Here is an 18,435-nt window from a genome sequence, read left to right as displayed (position 1 = left end):
AGTCAAGATAAGGAGACAAAGCCCCTCTTTTAGAACCATGGTTTAAATCAGATTATTCTGTACTGCTCCCTTCGGGGGTGTAGCTTTCGAGTATCTCCCCCCATTCAACGGGGATCCGGATAACGCTTCCATCCTTCATGGGGGCGTGTATAAACCCTTTATTCACGCCGAAAAGGAACAGATCCCTCGTTACCTCCACATCCTTGCGGCAGTATTCCTCTATGAGGTCGAGCCGCCCCTCCTTGTACCAGCGCAGAGCGGCCAGACCGTCCGCACTTTTGGCCGCATTTATGGTCGCCCCCGCCAGCTTGTCCAGAGAGAAACGCTTTCCCGTTTTAGTGCGTATATCCGCCAGCATATCGAAGATAAACGTACCCCTGAAGTCAAGCTTCCTGTAGCCGGAGAGTACTTTGTTGTCGAAGGATATATTATTGAAGCCGAAGACCATTCTTGCCGCCTCGAGCCTCTCTATCATCTCTTCAACCCGCTCCTCTGTGTAAGCTGTAAAGGTGTTGTCTATCATATTGCACACAACGGCCACGGAGACACCCATTTTGTGGGCATTGTTCCATCCCCCCACCTCATCGGCGGAGTATTTTGTCTCGATATCGTAAACCAGCACCTCATCGCTGATCCGTTTCTCACCCACCTCTTCGGATACTTCCCTTGCGGGTCCGCAGTTTTCCTCTATGTCGCAGTCGAGCAGCCGCTCCATGAGGAAAACCGAGCCTGGTTTATCCAGCGGATAGTTTCCGCTTCCGCACTTGGGTGAATAGATGCAGGAGGGGCACCCCTCCTCGCAGTCGCAACCCTTCACCTGCTCAAGGGTCCGCCTCACAAGGGACAGCATATCCGGATACATGCGCTTTGTTATCCCCACACCGCCGGGGTAGCCGTCGTATACAAAGACCGCTGAGGCTTCGGTCTGGGGGTGCATGGGGTATGAGATACCCCCAATGTCATCACGTGAGCTTAGTATGAATGTCGGGATCATAGATATTACGGCGTGCTCAAAGGCGTGGATGGCGCCCATGAAGTTCATACCTTTCTGGACGATCTCCTCACGAAGCTGTTCGGGGATACGTATGTAGAAACCCTTGGTCTCAAACTCTATGGGCTCCGCCTCCAGAGGAACATCCTGAATCTTCTCCCCTGTCTTTTCGGATACCTTGGAATAGCCTGTGAGCGTTTCGGTTACCCTCAGATCGCAGAAGGAGTATGCCAGATTCCCTTTCAGGGCTGTGTCATGATCTTTGAGTATGGTGGTCTGCTTGTCCGTATTAGGCCATGTGTAGTAGTTCCCCCGGAAAGGCTCAACGATAATCTCCCGCTTCTGCTTATCCATCTTCTTAACGATGAAACGGCTCCCCCTGTGGAGATATACGGCTCCGGGGAAGTTCTCCGTATAGGCTCTGCGTCCGGAGTTTGTGGCAATAAGCGAGCCTGAGCAGTTAAGGGTATAGCTCTCACCCGCCATGCGGAGATCCACGTTTCTATAGGGGTAACTGCCTAGACTGAACAGGCGTTCGCCATCCGTCTCCACAAACAGCTTCCCCTCCCGAACCATCTTTTCGGCGAGCTCCCTGTTGTTCTCGAGGTAAGCTTCACCACCCTTCAAGGGTTCCTCATAGGCAGCACAGATAAGATGGCCGGAGTTTATCTCATGGTTGTCCCTATCCACGGTGAGTTCCTCATATCCACTTTCAAATAGGAGGTGGGGGTATTTAACGTAATACTGATCCAGGGCATCACGCCCTGCGATCAACATGATAAGGCTGTCTTTCTGTTTCCTGCCGGCCCGCCCTGCTCTCTGCCAGAGGCTCATCATCGAACCGGGGTAGCCCACAAGGATGGTGGAGTCAACACCGCCTATATCTATACCCAGCTCAAAGGCGGATGTTGATATAACAGCCTTCAGCTCCCCCCCGGAGAAACGTTTCTCTATGTCCCGCCTCTCTTCGGGCAGGAAGCCCGCTCTGTATGAGCTGACGTATCTGGAGGCTGTGGGCTCGGCGGATATGATTCGGGAATATATGGTCTCGGTCTGCTTGCGGCTCTTAGTGAAGCAGAGGGTTTTAATCCCAGCTTCAAGGTTTGTTTTGAGCAGATAGTTTGCCATGGCCGCAGGTGGGATCTCCGGATTGAACATCATGAACCGCTTACGTCCCGCCGGTGCGCCGCTTTTATCTATATGCACAAACTCACGCCCGAAGAGCTGTTTTGCAAACTCCGAGGCTCCACCAATGGTGGCGGAGCTTGTGATTATCCTGACATCGGGATAAAGCCTCAAAAAACGCTGGAAGAGGTTGTGTACATGGGTTCCGAAGACACCCCTGTAGGTATGAAGCTCATCGACTACAAGATATTTAACCCTGGAGAGGAATGGATCCCAGTCGTTGCGTTTGACGAGCATTGAGTAATGGAGGAGATCGGGGTTACTTATGATTATGTTGGGCGGATCCTTGAGGATCTTCCGTCTTGTCTGCTTATCCGTATCGCCGTCCACAACCGATGAGGATATCCCTCCACCAAGGGGTATCTCAGACAGCAGTTCATCTATGCCCCTCTTCTGGTCGTGCCCCAGAGCCTTGAGAGGAAAGAGGTACAACGCTCTAACGTTACGGTTATGGTACATATCTTCAAGGATGGGTAGATTATAGCAGAGGGTCTTCCCGCTGGCGGTAGGGGTAGTCACGATAATATTATCCCCACCCCTGACACGCCGGTAGCTCTCCGCCTGATGAGAGTACAGTGAGTTGATCCCCATATCGCGCAATGCTTCACGAACTATCTCAGACTCAATTATCTCGAGGGGCTCGGTATCGGTTCCTTTGGCAGGAATCTCACCCTCATAGGAGAGGGCATCACCGAACTTTCCCGACTTTATGTATCCGGCGGCGGCATCGATCATGGGTAAATCTATAGCATGTTTTTCTCCATTGCAACTTGCTTTATCCAAACCCTATCTATGAAGTATTGAAAAAAACATTCATATGGTACAAAATAATAAAAACACAAGGGAAAATTATGTCCAACAGATTAAAGAGCCTGAGTAGTCTTTTTTATTTATCAATGCTGATAACAGCTCTTATATCTGTTATCCCCATAGCCTATTTCTGGATCTCCTCCGAATACAGCCGCTTTGAGGATGAGGCTAAAAACCTGCGAAGAGAATACATAGAAGAACGCAAAGCCCGTATAAAATTCGAGGTTAAACGTGTTGCGGAGTATATCGCCTATGTCCGCTCCAATTCAGAGGTAGAGCTTAGAGAAAGGCTTAGGGAAGAGGTAAATAAGGCCCACGCCATCGCACTCTCACTATACAACACCCATAAGGAAACCCACAGCAGTGTTGAAATAAAAGGGATCATCAAGGAGGCTCTGCGGCCTGTACGTTTCAGTGACGGCAGAGGGTATATATTCATCGGCAGTATGAACGGAACCGAGATCCTGTACCCCATAGCACCTGAATATGAAAACGAGAACATAATAAACCTCGTTGATGCCCTCGGCAACTTCGTGATCAGAAAAGAGATCAGACTTGTAAAAAACCGTGGGGAGGGGTTTGTTAAGGGTCACTGGCGAAAGCCCGCCGGCAACGGCGAGATGATATACCCAAAACTCACCTATGTTAAAGGGTTCAAGCCCTTTAACTGGTACATTGGCACAGGGGAATACCTCGATGATCAGGAAAAAGATCTTCAGGAAAGTGTCCTGGACCGCATTTCATCCATACGTTATGAGGATGATGGTTATGTTTTCGCCGCCACATGGGACGGGCTCAGCCTTTCGGGCCCTGCCAAGGGCAAAAACATGTACAACGTCACAGATATAAACGGAAAGAAGATCGTTCAGGAGCTTATAAAGGCGGCCCGTGAGGGTGGAGGATTTGTGGATTATGTACTCCCCCGCTTCAACTCCGATAAGCCAAGGCCGAAAATCAGCTACGCCCAAGGCATTGAGGACTGGGAATGGTACATAGGGACAGGGGTAAACATAGACCAGATCGATGATATTATCGCAGTGAAGCGTCAGGAACTTGAAGAGAGTATCCAGAAGCAGCTCGTCTTCATCGGGATCATCTTCGTATTCTCCCTTATAGCGGGGGCCACCGCAGGACTGTTTTTCACAAACCGGCTTAACAAAGAGCTTGGAAGCCTCATGGTTCTGTTTCGAACGAGCATCGAGGATGGAGATACCGATTCAGTTAACCTTAAATACAACGAGTTTATCAATATCGGAGAGTCACTCCATGAAATAATCGAAATGAAGAAGTCGGCAGAGAATGAGGCTGTAAGGAAGGAGATCTTTTTAACCTCCATTATTGAGAATCTGCCGGTGGGTCTTTTCACAAAGGATCCTTCCGATGGTTTCAGGATAGTACTCTGGAACAGGATGGCCGAAAAAATCTTCGGCGTATCAGTTTCAGAAGCAAAGGGTAAAACCATCTCTGAGATAATGGACAGTACATCGAGAACATCCTTTGCTGACTACAAAGATCAAGAGATTGCCACAGAATCGGATATAGCAACCATCCAGGAGGGTATTGTCACCCGTAATATTGTCGAGATCAAGACGCCGGAAGGGTTAATCACTGTTCGTAACACTAAGGTCCCGATATTTGACAACGAAGGAAAGGCTTATATGCTTCTGGGTATCCTCGAGGACCTCACCCAGGAAAAGAACATGGAGAACGAGCTCAGGAGTAAAACAAGGGAACTGGAAATGCTTAACAGAAACCTTGAAAAAACAGTAGAGGTGGAAACGGAGAAGCGCAGGAAGAATGAATCCCTCCTCTTTGAGCAGTCGAAGTTCGCATCCATAGGGCAGATGATAAGCGCCATAGCCCACCAGTGGAGACAGCCGATAAACGCCCTCGGTCTTTATATTCAGGATCTTGAGGACTCCTACGAACTCGGCGAGCTGGACAGGGAGTACATAGACAGCATGACAGAAAGCTGTATGCATCTTATTATGTATATGTCGAAAACCATCGATGACTTCAGAAACTTTTACATAACTAACGACTCACCGGCAGACCTTGATATTCTCAAGCATATATACGAGTCCTCCTCCCTTGTTTATGCACAGATGGAGAGCAAGGATGTAAAGCTACTCATAGACAGCGGCATCGGTGCTGTACCCTACAGACGCACATCCAAAACAGATGAGGAGAGCGACTTTAAGGTACGGGGCATACCGGGCGAGTTCAAGCAGGTTGTGATAAACATCCTTCACAACAGCATTGAAGCGATAACCAAGTACAGAAAGAAGGGTGATATCCGTGTTGGAGAGATAGTTATTGCCGTATCCAGAGATAACGGAGATATTATTGTAAGCTTTTCTGACAACGGCGGCGGTATCCCAGAGAATATAATGTCCATGATTTTCGACCCCTATTTCACCACCAAGGGGGAGGGTGAAGGAACGGGGATAGGTCTTTTCATGTCCAGAATAATTGTGGAAAAACATATGAATGGCCGAATGAAAGCAGAGAACAGTGAAAGGGGTGCAGTTATTACACTGCGCTTTCCTGCTGCTGATTCAGAGTAAAAGCACCCTTCCTGTATACCCAAGTAATAATAAAAAAGGGTCCCCCGGTATTTACTGGAGGACCCTTATGTCTGTTGTTATTCTTTCCGTTAACCGTCTCTCTTAGTTAACCGTAATGCTTGTTGAGCCCTCCACTCCGGATTTCTGAGCCCTTACGTTAGTTGTTCCCGTATTGACAGCATCACCCGTCGCTAGCCCTGTTGCATCGACTGTGGCGATATCGGTATTATCCATCACCCACGTACAGCTGTTGGATATATCCTCGGTGGAGAAATCGCTGTAAGTACCGGTTGCGGTAAACTGGATGTTAGCACCGGTAAGTATGCTTGGATCCGCAGGGGTTACGGTTATATCGATGAGCGGAAGTCCGGTTACCTGAAGGGGTGTTGTACCTGTAATCCCGTCCAGAGTAGCCTCGATGTTGGTGCTTCCCGCCACGATGCCGGTTGCCAGCCCCTTATCAACCCCCTGGGTGTTTCCAACGCTTGCCACAGAGGCTGTGGTGGAAACCCATGTTGCCTGATCGGTGATATCCGAAATGCCGCCGCCTGAATAGTTACCTATGGCCGTGTACTGCAGGGTATCCCCAACGGCTATGGATGTGTTCGCAGGGAGAACGCTTACGCTCTGGAGCTGGGGAGCTGTAAGCGTTATGGAGGTTGTTCCGGTTATTCCTCCCATATCTGCAGTAATATTGGCAGTGCCCTGAGCCATGGAGGTCGTGAGTCCTTCACTTCCACCCGCATTGCTTACAACGGCCACTGTATCATCATCGGACTGCCAAGTAACCTGCGTGGTTATATCCTGTGTGGTGGTGTCGCTGTATGTACCCGTAGCGGTGAACTGCTGGGTAGTGCCCAGAGGTATGGAGGGATCCGCAGGTGTTATGGCTATGCTCTGGAGCGTTGCGGCTGTTACGGTAAGGTTCGTGGAGCCTGCTTTGCCGTCTAGAGCTGCGAGTATGGTGGTTGTACCAGTTCCGGCGGATGTTGCAAGACCTTCGCTGCCACCAGCGTTGCTTATGGAGGCCACACCCACATCGCTGGAGAGCCACGTAACCTGAGTCGTGACATCCTGGGTGGAACCGTCGCTGTAATTGCCTGTTGCGGTAAACTGCTGGTTTGTACCATTAACTATAGAGGGGTTCGCCGGTGCTATGTCTATGCTCTCGAGCTGTGCCGCAGTTACAGTAAGCGGAACGGTTCTTGTAACGTTATCGTAGGAGGCGGTTATATTAGCCGAGCCAGTACCAACGGAGCTTGCTATACCCTGTGAGCCAACGGCGTTGCTTATGGAGGCCACAGCGGCGTTATCCGAGGTCCATGCAACGATGTTAGTAAGGTTCTGGCTGGTGCTGTCGCTGTAGTAGCCCGTGGCTGTATATTGCTGGGTATTCCCCTGCGCTATGGATGCGTTTATGGGGTTAACAACGATCGATGTCAGCGTAGCGGGTGTGACTGTGAGCTTCGCCGTTCCTGTTACGCTGTTGTAATCCGCTGTGATAACAGCATTCCCGGTTCCTGCGGATGATGCAAGACCCTCGCTACCCCCGGCATTGCTTATGGAAGCGACGCTAGCATTATCAGCCGACCATGTAACAGATGCTGTGAGATCCTCAGTGGTAAGATCGGAGTATATACCCGTAGCCGTATACTGCTGGTCGTTACCCAGCGGCAGAGACTGGTTCGCAGGGGTAACAGTGATATGCTGAAGCGAGACGGGGGTTACACTCATCACCGTACTGTCGGTAATGTTATCCATGGTTGCACACAATGTTGAGGTTCCTGTGGCAAGGGATACGGCAAGTCCTTCGGAGCCGCCGGCATTACTTATGCTTGCCACTGTTCCATCCGAAGAAGCCCATGTAGCCTGTGATGTTACATCAACGTTCGTGTTGTCCGTATATATACCCACTGCGTTCATCTGTTTGGAGCCGCCAAGAGCCACAGAGGGGGTTACGGGGCTCACTTGAAGCTGGGTCAGCTCTGCAGGGGTTATGGTGAAGCTGGTTTCATCGGAAAACTCACCATAAACCGCCCGCACCATTGTGGTGCCCTCCCCTATGGTTTTAGCGAAGCCCTTTGTTCCGGAGGCGTTGCTTACGGCCGCATAGGGATCCGTTATATACCATGTGCACGATTCGGTCATGTTTTGGGTCGTGTTGTCTGTGAAAACAGCCGTAGTGGTGAACTGCTGGTCCACACCAAGGGGAACGGATGACCCCTCTGGGGTAAGCTGTATCTCCTTGATCTGGGCGGAGGTTACCGTAACTGTTACTGGAGCACTGGAAACACCTGCCAGAGCGGCTGTAATATCCGATGTGCCGGATGTGAGCGTACTGAACAGCCCCTTGCTGTCCACGGCGTTGCTTATCACGCCCACCGATGTGTCCGAAGACTGCCACGTAACCACTGATGTCAGGTTCTGCTTTGAGCCGTCACTGTATATACCTGTGGCGGTCATCTGCTTCTCAAGACCGAGGGGAACCTCCGGGGATGCTGGGGTTACCTCTATCTTATCAAGCTCCGCCGCCTTTACTGTTACCTGTGCCGTTCCGCTTACACCGCCGAAGATTGCCGTTACCGTTGCAGTACCTGAGCCAACTGCAGTGAGAACTCCGTCCGTATCAACGGTGGCTACGGAGGGGGTGCTTGTGGACCAGACAGCATCGGAGGTAACATCGGAGGTGGAGTTGTCGTTGTATGTACCGGTAGCGGTCATCTGCTGTGTATTCCCTGCGGCAAGGGTTTTAACCGCAGGTGTAACGCCAATGCCCGTTATCTGAACAGGTGCCACCTTTAAGGTTGTCATCGCGGTAACACCACCTTTTGTGGCCACAATACCTGTGGTTCCTGTATTGTCACCGGCCTCTGCAAGTCCGGCTGTGCCGTTATCGTTGCTTATCTCTGCAACGCTCGAGTTGTCCGAGATCCAGATAACAGAACCGGTTATATCCTGTGTTGAAGAATCTGTGTAAATACCGGTGGCTGTGAACTGAACGCTCCCGCCGGGGCCTATCTGGGGCGCAGAGGGGGATATGTTTATGTACTGCAGTTCGGAGTTTGACACGTTTATATTTGTGCTTGATGAATACCCCTCAAGGGATGCTGTGACAGTAGCGGTTCCAGAGGCTATCGTGGTCACAAGACCCTTAGTGCCGTTGTCGTTCCCTACCTTCGCAACCGATTCAGCGGAGCTTGCCCAGTCCGCACTCTTTGTAACATCCATCGTTTTGGAGAAACCCTGGGTTTCTGAGTCGTAATAGATGCCCGTGGCGGTAAGCTGTTTTGTATTGCCGTAGGGGACAGAGGGATTGACCGGGGTAACGCTGAGACCGATGAGGTAATCACCCCCTTCACTTACAGTAATATCCGCGGTTTTACTCACAGAGCCAAGTGCCGCCGTAAGCAGAGCAGAGCCAGTGGAAAGGCCTGTCACTATACCCGTATCCACAGATGCCACCGATGAATTGTCAATGCTCCATGAGGCCACCCTGTCGATATTATGAACCGAGCCGTCCACATAGGAACCCACTGCGGCAAAGGTGCGAGAATCTCCAGGACGAAGGGTTGCCTCAGCAGGGCTAAGGGATATGGATGTGAGGTAGGAATTATCGTTTATTGTATCGAAGGTATTATTGTCGAAATAAAGACTAGGCGAACCGCCCGATGAGTACTGAACATCTATGAGAGGATGACCGGAAATCTTTGAGCTTATCTCTGCATCCGATGTATTAAACCGGAAATACATATCATCGAGAATCATATCCAGATTGCTCCCCACGTAAAGATTCCCTGTGAAGGGGCTGACAGCTGTTTTATAGCTATCATAGGGTGTGGAGAACATGCTGTTCACATCACTTTTCGCAGTTTCATAGCTGAGAAGCGTATTCTCGAACAAAGTTGTATTATCCCAAGCCTGTGCGAGGGTAACATTCCCTTCACCTGCAAGCAAGAAGGCAAGATGGCTGAAGGGTGTAATATTGTACCGCCCTCTCCCCTCGGCGATTGCAGCATATTCCATACCGCTTTCGGAGGATACCGCCTTCAGGAGATAAGGTGCCCGAAGTGTTGATGTGTTGAAGCTGAAACTGCCGTCGGACTCTATGGAGACAGCATCGGAACGTACACCGTTGGAATCGGTGAGATAGACAGTACCGTTGATGGCCTCCCCTTCGGCTGCGACACCGTAAACGGCAAAATCACTTCCGCCGCCTCCGCCGCCCCCGCCGCCTCCGCAGGCGCTGAGGAGCAATGTTGAAAACAGAAGAAGCATCAATAAGGTAAATTTATTTCTCACAGGGAAACCTCCGGTATTTTTCTCTATTATGGCACGAACACAAAGAGTAATAAACAACAGGTTGCACCTTTTTGAAAGTGAATATGAACCGGTTTTCGAATAAGTATGGAAAATATACCCATACTGTTGGTAATGAATTCCAGTTAATTTTGCTCTATAATGTAATTGAATTATGCTATAGGGGGAAAGGCTGTGAGAATCCTTATTGTTGATGATGATTTAGATACCAGAAAACTGCTCGTAAGGAGCCTTGAAAACTGGGGGCATGAACCCGTTGAGGCTGAGAGCGGCGAGGAAGCTCTTGAGATCTTTGCAAGAGAGCATATCAGCATGGTTATTGTGGACTGGATGATGCCGTATATGGAGGGAACCGAGCTTGTCAGAAAACTGCGCTGGGAACTGACCGAGCGATACATCTATATCATCATGCTCACAGCAAAATCAGGCTCTGATAACTACATAAAAGGGATGGAGGCAGGATGCGATGACTTCCTGAGCAAACCCTTCGATCCTCAGGAGCTCAGGGTTCGTGTCCGTGCTGGAGAAAGGGTTGTCCAGCTTGAAGCGGCTCTGGAGGAGAAGAACCGTAAGCTCGAGGAGATTCTCAGGTATGCCGAGAAGGATCTCGCCTCGGTACATTACATTCAAAAGAGCCTGCTCCCTGCGGCGGAATACAGCTATAAATCATTCACTCTGCGCCATGTCCTGTTTCCGGGACTCCATGCACCCTGCGATCTGCTGAACTACTTCCCCTTCGACAGCCGGTTCGTGGGCTTTCTATCAGCTGATATGGCATCCTCCGGTGTCAGCGCATCGATGATGGCCATCGCTCTTAACCGGATTCTGATGCCCGATGAACCCGGCTCACCCCTTTTTGCAGACGGCACAAAGAAACCCGCCCGCCCTTCGAGTGTTATGGAATACGTAAACAACCACTTCTCCGAGGATGAATCAAACTATTTATCACTCACCTACGGAATTCTGGATACAGAAACGGGCGACATCACACTCTCATGCGGAGGCCAGCCCTCCCCTATCCTTTACAGAGACGGAGACCTGCAGGAGATCATAACTCCCGACACGGATCTCGGACTTGTGCCGGATATGGTATTCAACGAGAAAACATTTAACCTGGGCAAGGGGGACATACTGCTTATACACACGGACATCTATGGTATGACAAAGAGTTCCCAAAGGAGACTATCCGAGAGACTGATGGACTACGCCTCCAGAATAAAAGAGGCCGCAGACCTTGAGAAGGAGTTCTCCAAAGAGATAGACACCTCCGCCCTCGAGGACGATGCGGCCTTTATGCTTATTGAGAACAGAGCCTAGCAGTTAGCGCATATATCCAGTACCTGGAATATGCTGTCGCCGATGACGGGCTTAACCATAACGAAGTCCGCTTCGACAATATTATCCGCTACATCACCCGGTTCTGAGATTACTATCACAGGAAAATCGCCGCTCCTGCTCTTAACCGCACCGATAAAGCTGTCCACCTCCGGAGCATCGTTGTTCTCGATGCTTATATCAAGGAGCATCATATCTATGTATCCATCCTCCATAAGCTGGAGTCCGTAAACCTTGTCCATTCCTATATAAAGCTTATCCACCGATGTATTAAGCGCTTTAAAGAAAGGTGTTGCCGCAACGCTTCCATCCGCCATGAAATAAACTCTGGAGCATTTTATATTGTATCTTGTGTTCATAATTTCACCCTCTATTACATACTGAATGTTCACTTGCTCGCATCTCTATTGCAACGCCTATGCCATATGGCCAGCCGCCGAGGTGTATAAAGATGAAGCTTGTTCAGATTCTCCCGCACATGAGGGATTTGGGTTCGAATAATTCTCTTCGAAACGTTAGTGTCTAATGTATATGACTAAATATAGCCTTTAAAAGTGAACAAAATCAATACACTTTGTTTTTTTACCTAGTAATTACCCGTAACAAAAAAATACATTACCCTAATACAACGCATTTACTTGAAAAAGTTAGACTATGTGAATAATATTTTTATTATGACTAATTATAAAATCATGATCGTGGATGATGACCACGAATTCCTTAAACTCTCCGAGAGGCTGCTAAAGGAAAACGGAATTGGAGCCATTGAAGCTGTTGCAGACAGTAGAGAGGTTCTTGGAAGGCTCAGTGAGGAGAGATACAGTGTTATCCTCCTGGATCTGAACATGCCACACATAAGTGGAGAGGAACTCCTGACAGAGATAAACTACACCTTCCCCGATATACCCGTAATCATTGTTACGGCAAATGAAGGGAGTGAGGCTGTGGTTTCTGCCATGAAAGGGGGCGCCTTCGACTATGTGACAAAATCTTCTGGAACCAACAGGCTGATTACTTCTGTACGCAAGGCATCGGAACATTTCTTTATGACCGTTGAGCTTAACAGGCTCAAAACAGACTATATGGAACGTCCCGAGGAACCTGGTGCAAGGGAATCGGGGTTTATCACAAACAGCCGGAAAATGCTGAGAATCTTCCGGTATATCAAGAATATTGCAGCCGCACCAGTGCCGATACTCATAACAGGAGAAACGGGAACAGGGAAAGAGCTAATGGCGGATCTCATCTATGAGATGAGCGGTTTCAGCGGTGAACTCGTGAAAGTGAACGTTTCCGGTCTGGATGATACAGTGTTTTCCGACACCCTCTTCGGACACACCAGAGGTGCATTCACAAACGCTGATTCCAAACGGGAAGGTCTTATCAAAACAGCCGAAAACGGTATACTGTTCCTCGATGAGATAGGGGATCTTGAGACAGGTTCGCAGGTTAAGCTTCTCAGGCTGCTACAGGATGGAACCTATTACCCCCTCGGTTCGGACAAGGTGATGAAAACCAATACAAAGATCATCGCCGCAACTAATAGAGACATCCGCAAGCTTGCCGACGAAGGGGAATACCGGAAGGATCTTTTCTACAGGCTTTCATTCCATCATGTCAAGATTCCCCCGCTCAGGGAACGCCGTGAGGATATATTCCCCATCGCAGAGCATTGTCTTAGCGAAGCGTCACAGATATACGGTGTTGAACAGCCGGAGATAACCCCCGAAGCACTGCTGGAGTTGACCAAATACGACTATCCAGGCAATGTTCGTGAGCTGGAGGGGATCCTCTTCGATCTCACGGCTAAGCTGAGAACAGAGAGGATCGATGAAAGGATGGTGCGGGAGCATTTCCGAAATAACGGCATCGAGGTTGAGGACGAGCCCGGCTATGATATATTCAGCGGCCTCAGCATCAGCTATTCCGGAAGATTCCCAACCCTTAAGGAGATTACAGACTACGCAATAAAAACAGCTCTTGAAGAAACCGAAGGCAACATAAGCCAGGCCGCTTTTATACTGGGAATAAACAGACAGACAATATACAGGCATCTCTCCAGAATCAAGGGAGAGGAAGCTGATTATTAGAGGGTTGGATAATGACAGGGGATGTTGGTAAACGTGGAACCCTCTTTGGTGAGGACATAAGCGAGAACGTTGAACTCGTTATCTCAGAAGATAATATCACTGCAGAGATAGTTATCCCCATCAAAGACTACAGCTATGTCTCCGTAAGTGCACTCATAGAGGAGAACGGGATAACTGAAGGCGTTGACGAAAAGAATGCCTACCGTGCCGAAAAACTGATACAGGCGGGTGACGGCAAGGGTGAAAGGGTAATCATCGCCTCTGGAACACCTCCTCAGCATGGAACCAACGGCGAAATCATCCTTAAGTCCGAATCACCCGAGGATGAGATCATCTCCTCCGATGACCTCCAGAAGGTCGACTACAGAACATACCGGCAGAAGAAACTGAGCCTCGCCAAAAAGGATGAGGCGCTGGGGCTTATCATCAAAGCATCCGAAGGGTCCGACGGCTCGGATATCTTCGGAAACATCTCCAAAGCGATACCCGGAGAGGATATTGAGATCGAACTGGGTGAGAATGTATACCTTGAAGACAACAAAGTAATCAGCACCATAGACGGCCTTCTCGAGTACAGCAGAGAGGGGCAGAAGGTTCGTATGGATGTCAGCGAGGTTCTTACCATCAAAGAGGATGTGGACTTCTCCACAGGTAACATAAACTTCCCAGGCTCGGTTATTGTAAAGGGAATAATCAAAGCTGGCTTTGAGGTTTACGCCAGAAATAACGTTGTAGCAGATACTGTCAAAGACTCCTACGTTGAGGCGGGGGGAGATATCATCATAAAGCAGGGAATAATCGGTGACAGCCCCTCAAAGATGGCCGTATGCAGAGCTGGGAGGAACATCTCCGCCAAGTTCGTTCAGCATGGGGATATCATCGCCGCTGAGGATATTCATATAAAAAAATCAATAATCCATTCAAAAATCCTTTCCGATGGTGAGGTAGTCTGCGAGGGCTCTCCGGGAGCCATTATCGGAGGAGTATGCTACGGAGTTAAAGGGATACGGGCTAAGATTATCGGCTCGAAGTTTTTCATAAGAACAGAGGTTGGCGTTTTCCCCTCATCCAGAATGATTGAAGATATAAAGAATCTCTCCAGCGAACTCTTTGCCGGACAGAAAACACTGAAAAAACTGAATGCATTCCTTGGCCCCGGAAGGAACATTGATACCAGTGTCTATGACAGCGACAAACGCGAAAGGGTGGAGAAGCTCATAAAGAACAGGGAGCGGCTTGAGGTTCGAACACAAAGGCTTGAGCAGAGAACCAAGAATATAAAAGAAGGTCTGAAGAATATAAAAAACTCCTCAATTCGCTTTGAGAAAGAGATCTGGAACGATGTGAAGGTTATCCTTGGGGATAAGTTCATCAGGCTTACCAACAGCCAGCACAGGGGGAGGTTTGTGCTGGACGAGAAGAATGAGATAACACTTAAAAATATCTAGGAGGGGAGCTTAACCACAGCTGTCAGACCGTCATTGTTGTTCTTAAGCTCAATCATACCGTTCATATGCTCCTCGATAATCATTCTGGACATGTGAAGGCCTATACCGGTGCCGGAGGCCAGCTTTGTTGTGTAGTAAGGCTCAAATACACGGTCTAATATCTCCTCCGGTATACCGCCGCCATTGTCTGTAATGCTGATAAGTATCCATTCGCCAGCCTGTTTAATTTCAAGATCTATAAAAGGCTTTAGTTTTCTGTAACCCTTTCTTCTCTCAAGCATTGCATCATTCGCATTCTGTATGAGATTTAGAACAACCTGCTTAAGCTCGCTAGGATAGCCATAAACCTTCAGAAGGTTCTCCTCGCAGGTGTTTTTAGTAATCTCGTTTATCCCCTCGAAGCTTTTCACACCACACTGACAGCTGAAACGAAAGCTTATACCATTAGCCTCCAACTGGGCATATATAAGCCCGATAACATCTTTGACCGCAGTGACTATATCAAAATGCTTCTTCTCTCTGGAGGGCTTGAAGAAGTCTTTAAAGTCATCGATGGTGTAGGACATGTGGTTAATGATGCCGGTTGTTGTGTCTATGAACTCTTCCAGATACCCCTTGTCGATGTCGCCGGAGTCGTAATCGTCATCCAGAACCTGTATTAGAAGGCTCAGGGCGTTGAGTGGCTGTCTCCACTGGTGGGCGATGGCTCCCATCATCTCAACCATAGCCGCCAGCTTGGACTGCTGCACGAGGAGCTGCTCATTCTGTATCCTGCGCTGCTCTGCGGCGATCTTGTCCTCAATATCCCGAAATATGATGCAGGAAGTGCGCTTGCCTTCATAGGTGAATAGTGTTGCATTCCATTCTACATTGAGGATTGAGCCGTCTTTCCTGATAAGCTCTGCTGTTGCATAGGCGTAACCATTTTTTACAAGGTTGTTTATGTGGTCCTGTGCATTTACAGCAAATGCAGGTGATAGAAGCTTTTCCGGATGTATAAGATACAGCTCATCCTTCCTGTATCCAAGCATCTTACAGGCGGAGTCGTTCGCCTCGAAGATAGCCCCCGTCTTACCGTCCACAACGTAGTTCAGGAGTACACCGTCATGCATGGCGTTGAAGAGATAGCTGTATTTGATCTCGCTCTTGATTCTGCTCATCAGCTCATTCTCAACACGGTTCTCAAGCTCCTTGTTGACCTCAGCCAGGTCACGCTCCGCCTTCACCTTATCTGTTATGTCCTGAATAACTGAGAACAGGAGTGTCTCTCCACCTTCTATTATGGGTGATGAGAACACCTCCACTGTTTTTATCGTGCCGTCAGCAAGCCTGTGGGGGAATACGAAGCGGTTAGTTTTCCTGATCTCCGCCTCACGGCGTCTTGCTCTTACAACCTCCGGCGGAAGTGTGTTAAGGGATGTTATACTCATCCTCATAAGCTCTTCACGGGAATAGCCATAGAAGGATGCCGCCGCTTCGTTAGCATCTGTTATCTCACCAGTAACAGGGTTTATCAGGAGCATAACTGAGCTGTGCTTATAGAACAGATTAGCCCATTTTTCCTTCTCACGCATGAGCTTTTCAGCGGCGCTGACGTCATCGGATATATCCGAATGGAAGCCAACCATCCTTACAGCTTTTCCATTCTCATCCCGCACGATACTGCCTCGGGAGAGTATGTTTATGTATCCACCGCTTCCTTTCTTGAGCCTGTACTTCTCTTCATAGAATTCGTAACCGCTTTCCAGACATTCGCTGAAACTTTGTAAAACTCTATCCTTATCGTCCGGGTGGAGCAAATTAACAACGGAGTCCTTATCCGTAAAATAGCCCTCCGGATAACCAAGCATGTAAGAGAACCGAGGGGAAACATGGAATGAGTTATTCTCAATGTCATAGTCGAAAACGCCGTCCCTTGTGGATTCAACGGCGAGACTGAAACGCTCCCTCTCCTTCTCAAGCTCGTGTTTATTTGCACCGAGCTCAAGGATATTCTCGCACTGAAGTTTAAGGTAACGGACGCTGTTAATCAGATAATCTTCATCCACCACCGGTACACGCTGGATCTCTGCTAAATATTCATCCTTATCATAGCCGTATCTCTCTGCCTGATTAGCAAAATAATCCAAATCAGGCTTTTGGGTGAAAACCTGTCCGGTTAGTATTACAGCAGCTTTCACTCCACCAACCATAAGACTTGCCGCGGCATGGTTCATGCCGTTGTCGCATGTTATGACGGCATATTCCTTGTTGCCGTCAAGCTCATCCGCCATTTCTGACCCAAGTCTGTTACAAGCCTCATGGCTCTTTTCGTAAGACTTATGGAAGTGCATGCACACATCCCTCTGTTTAGAACAGACAAAGCTTGCCGAACATTCTGCATCTGCAATACACGCTGTAATATCAGTGGTTTCCAAGTATAGGTCGAATATCTTGGATAGGTTGGAAGAGTCGGCAATTAATGAAAGTCTACGCACTCCGCTCATTGAATACTCACTTTACAATGGGTTATATATGCAAATATATACCCATGTGATGGTTATAAGAAGGGGAATTGTCAAATTTTAGTTATACTTTTTGTGTATCAGGCGTTTTCCTCCCCTTTTTCCATGAGAATTGTCTTTGCTGCAGCAATTGCCCACATGTCAAAGAATATATCATCAAGGGCGGTAACAACTTCCTGATCAAGCCTTTTTAGTGTTCTACCCTGCATAACCTGGGCAAAAAGGCTATTAAACCTTCCAAACATATCCCCCTGTGTGCCTACCACCCTCTTTAACACGTTGTCAACTTCTTTGCGAAAGTCCATATACTCGGTCGTACCAATGGAGAGGATATGGTTTACTGGATATTTAGAGGGGCGCTTCTTCTCCCCCTCCCAGAAGATAAAACGGAAAAGCCAGAGAAGGTTCGCCGTTTCAACCGTTCGTCCGCCGCTGAGATGGATATAGTCCGAGGTGTAGTTTCTCGCAAACTCTCTATTGTTGCGAATGCGTCTTTGGGTAAACTCTGTTGCGATATCCTGAACGGCGATACGGAACATGTACTCAAGGGACTTGTATAGCCCTTCCACAGACTCCTCGGTACCTTCGACGATATCAGTATGTACACATTCAACATCGTAGCGGTATTTTGATATACGGCTGAGTGATGCTCTTATATTTCTACAGACATCCATAAGATTGCGCAGGTGGCTTCTATCGTCATCATCAAGGGCAACGAGGAGCTCCGCCTTACAGAAGGTTATTAGCGACTTCATATGTGAAAGGGAGGCGTTGTAGTATGCAAAGGGCTCTGGTTCGGGCTCTTCGACCTCAAGAACACGCATCAGAGAGCTTTCACCTCTGCGCAGCTTAGCGTTTCCTGCGTGGATCCACTCTACAAAGTCGCTCTCAAGCTCCTGAGCCTTAACCTCGATATTATCGGCAATATTCACAATCTCTTCCACAACAGAATCGATATCCGCCCTCCCCATCTCTTTTCGATGGAAGGCACTATCCGATGAGAAGATCTTTTTCACCACAATAAGTCGTAATATAAGCTCTGCGTTCTTCAGCAGTCTCACTGCGATGTTTTCAACACCAGCAGTAGCAGTGGGCATCCTGCATCCTCCTTATATTCATTTATAATAATGTAAGTGGTAATTTTGGATGTGTTTGACAATAAGATATACAAATGTTTCTGTCTTTCAA

Annotated in this window: 9 protein-coding genes; 4 read left to right on the top strand and 5 right to left on the bottom strand. The window is 48.6% G+C overall.

Annotated features, from left to right (window positions below; all coding sequences use genetic code 11):
* Positions 1-52 precede the first annotated feature (52 nt).
* On the bottom strand, positions 53-2,911 hold the full coding sequence (locus K300_RS14215) for a DEAD/DEAH box helicase (protein ID WP_022849957.1): 2,859 nt from the start codon (positions 2,909-2,911) through the stop codon (positions 53-55).
* 116 nt (positions 2,912-3,027) lie between these two features.
* Here K300_RS14215 and K300_RS0101820 point away from each other — a divergent pair, with 116 nt between their 5' ends.
* Positions 3,028-5,553, top strand: a complete 2,526-nt coding sequence (locus tag K300_RS0101820; protein ID WP_081646856.1) for a cache domain-containing protein — start codon at positions 3,028-3,030, stop codon at positions 5,551-5,553.
* Positions 5,554-5,655: 102 nt separating this feature from the next.
* Here the strand turns inward: K300_RS0101820 and K300_RS15865 are convergent, their stop codons facing one another.
* Positions 5,656-9,852 (bottom strand): beta strand repeat-containing protein, encoded by a 4,197-nt coding sequence (locus K300_RS15865; protein ID WP_155827552.1) that lies wholly within the window; start codon positions 9,850-9,852, stop codon positions 5,656-5,658.
* A gap of 192 nt (positions 9,853-10,044) precedes the next feature.
* Here K300_RS15865 and K300_RS0101805 point away from each other — a divergent pair, with 192 nt between their 5' ends.
* Positions 10,045-11,187 carry a response regulator gene (locus K300_RS0101805; protein ID WP_022849954.1) on the top strand — a complete coding sequence of 381 codons (1,143 nt, stop codon included), beginning with the start codon at positions 10,045-10,047 and terminating at the stop codon, positions 11,185-11,187.
* On the opposite strand, the gene K300_RS0101800 is transcribed toward K300_RS0101805, so the two are convergent.
* Positions 11,184-11,564 (bottom strand): hypothetical protein, encoded by a 381-nt coding sequence (locus K300_RS0101800; RefSeq protein ID WP_022849953.1) that lies wholly within the window; start codon positions 11,562-11,564, stop codon positions 11,184-11,186. The genes K300_RS0101805 and K300_RS0101800 overlap by 4 nt on opposite strands.
* A 315-nt stretch (positions 11,565-11,879) precedes the next feature.
* On the opposite strand from K300_RS0101800, the gene K300_RS0101795 reads away from it, so the two are divergent.
* Together K300_RS0101795 and K300_RS0101790 are read left to right on the top strand one after the other, a co-directional pair.
* Positions 11,880-13,295, top strand: coding sequence for a sigma-54-dependent transcriptional regulator (locus K300_RS0101795; protein ID WP_022849952.1), 1,416 nt, complete (start codon positions 11,880-11,882; stop codon positions 13,293-13,295).
* Positions 13,296-13,306: 11 nt separating this feature from the next.
* Positions 13,307-14,743 (top strand): flagellar assembly protein A, encoded by a 1,437-nt coding sequence (locus tag K300_RS0101790; protein ID WP_022849951.1) that lies wholly within the window; start codon positions 13,307-13,309, stop codon positions 14,741-14,743.
* Here K300_RS0101790 and K300_RS15860 read toward each other — a convergent pair.
* Both K300_RS15860 and K300_RS0101780 read right to left on the bottom strand, forming a co-directional pair.
* The gene (locus tag K300_RS15860; protein ID WP_081646854.1) at positions 14,740-17,229 is read right to left on the bottom strand and encodes a PAS domain S-box protein; all 2,490 of its coding nucleotides are present in this window, start codon (positions 17,227-17,229) and stop codon (positions 14,740-14,742) included. The genes K300_RS0101790 and K300_RS15860 overlap by 4 nt on opposite strands.
* A gap of 98 nt (positions 17,230-17,327) precedes the next feature.
* Positions 17,328-18,344: a hypothetical protein gene (locus K300_RS0101780; protein ID WP_022849949.1), complete on the bottom strand. Its 1,017-nt coding sequence runs from the start codon at positions 18,342-18,344 to the stop codon at positions 17,328-17,330.
* Positions 18,345-18,435: the final 91 nt, after the last annotated feature.

This window comes from Limisalsivibrio acetivorans (assembly GCF_000421105.1).
In the GTDB taxonomy this organism is placed as follows: Bacteria; Chrysiogenota; Deferribacteres; order Deferribacterales; family Geovibrionaceae; genus Limisalsivibrio; species Limisalsivibrio acetivorans.
Note: the sequence above shows the minus strand (reverse complement) of the source record. Positions and strands in the feature narration are given on the sequence as shown.

Bases quoted from the DNA above. Each gene is read 5' to 3' on its own strand.
- K300_RS15860 (WP_081646854.1), bottom strand. From the start codon at position 17,229: ATGAGCGGAGTGCGTAGACTTTCATTAATTGCCGACTCTTCCAACCTA.
- K300_RS0101790 (WP_022849951.1), top strand. From the start codon at position 13,307: ATGACAGGGGATGTTGGTAAACGTGGAACCCTCTTTGGTGAGGACATA.
- K300_RS0101780 (WP_022849949.1), bottom strand. From the start codon at position 18,344: ATGCCCACTGCTACTGCTGGTGTTGAAAACATCGCAGTGAGACTGCTG.
- K300_RS14215 (WP_022849957.1), bottom strand. From the start codon at position 2,911: ATGATCGATGCCGCCGCCGGATACATAAAGTCGGGAAAGTTCGGTGAT.
- K300_RS0101795 (WP_022849952.1), top strand. From the start codon at position 11,880: ATGACTAATTATAAAATCATGATCGTGGATGATGACCACGAATTCCTT.
- K300_RS0101800 (WP_022849953.1), bottom strand. From the start codon at position 11,564: ATGAACACAAGATACAATATAAAATGCTCCAGAGTTTATTTCATGGCG.
- K300_RS0101820 (WP_081646856.1), top strand. From the start codon at position 3,028: ATGTCCAACAGATTAAAGAGCCTGAGTAGTCTTTTTTATTTATCAATG.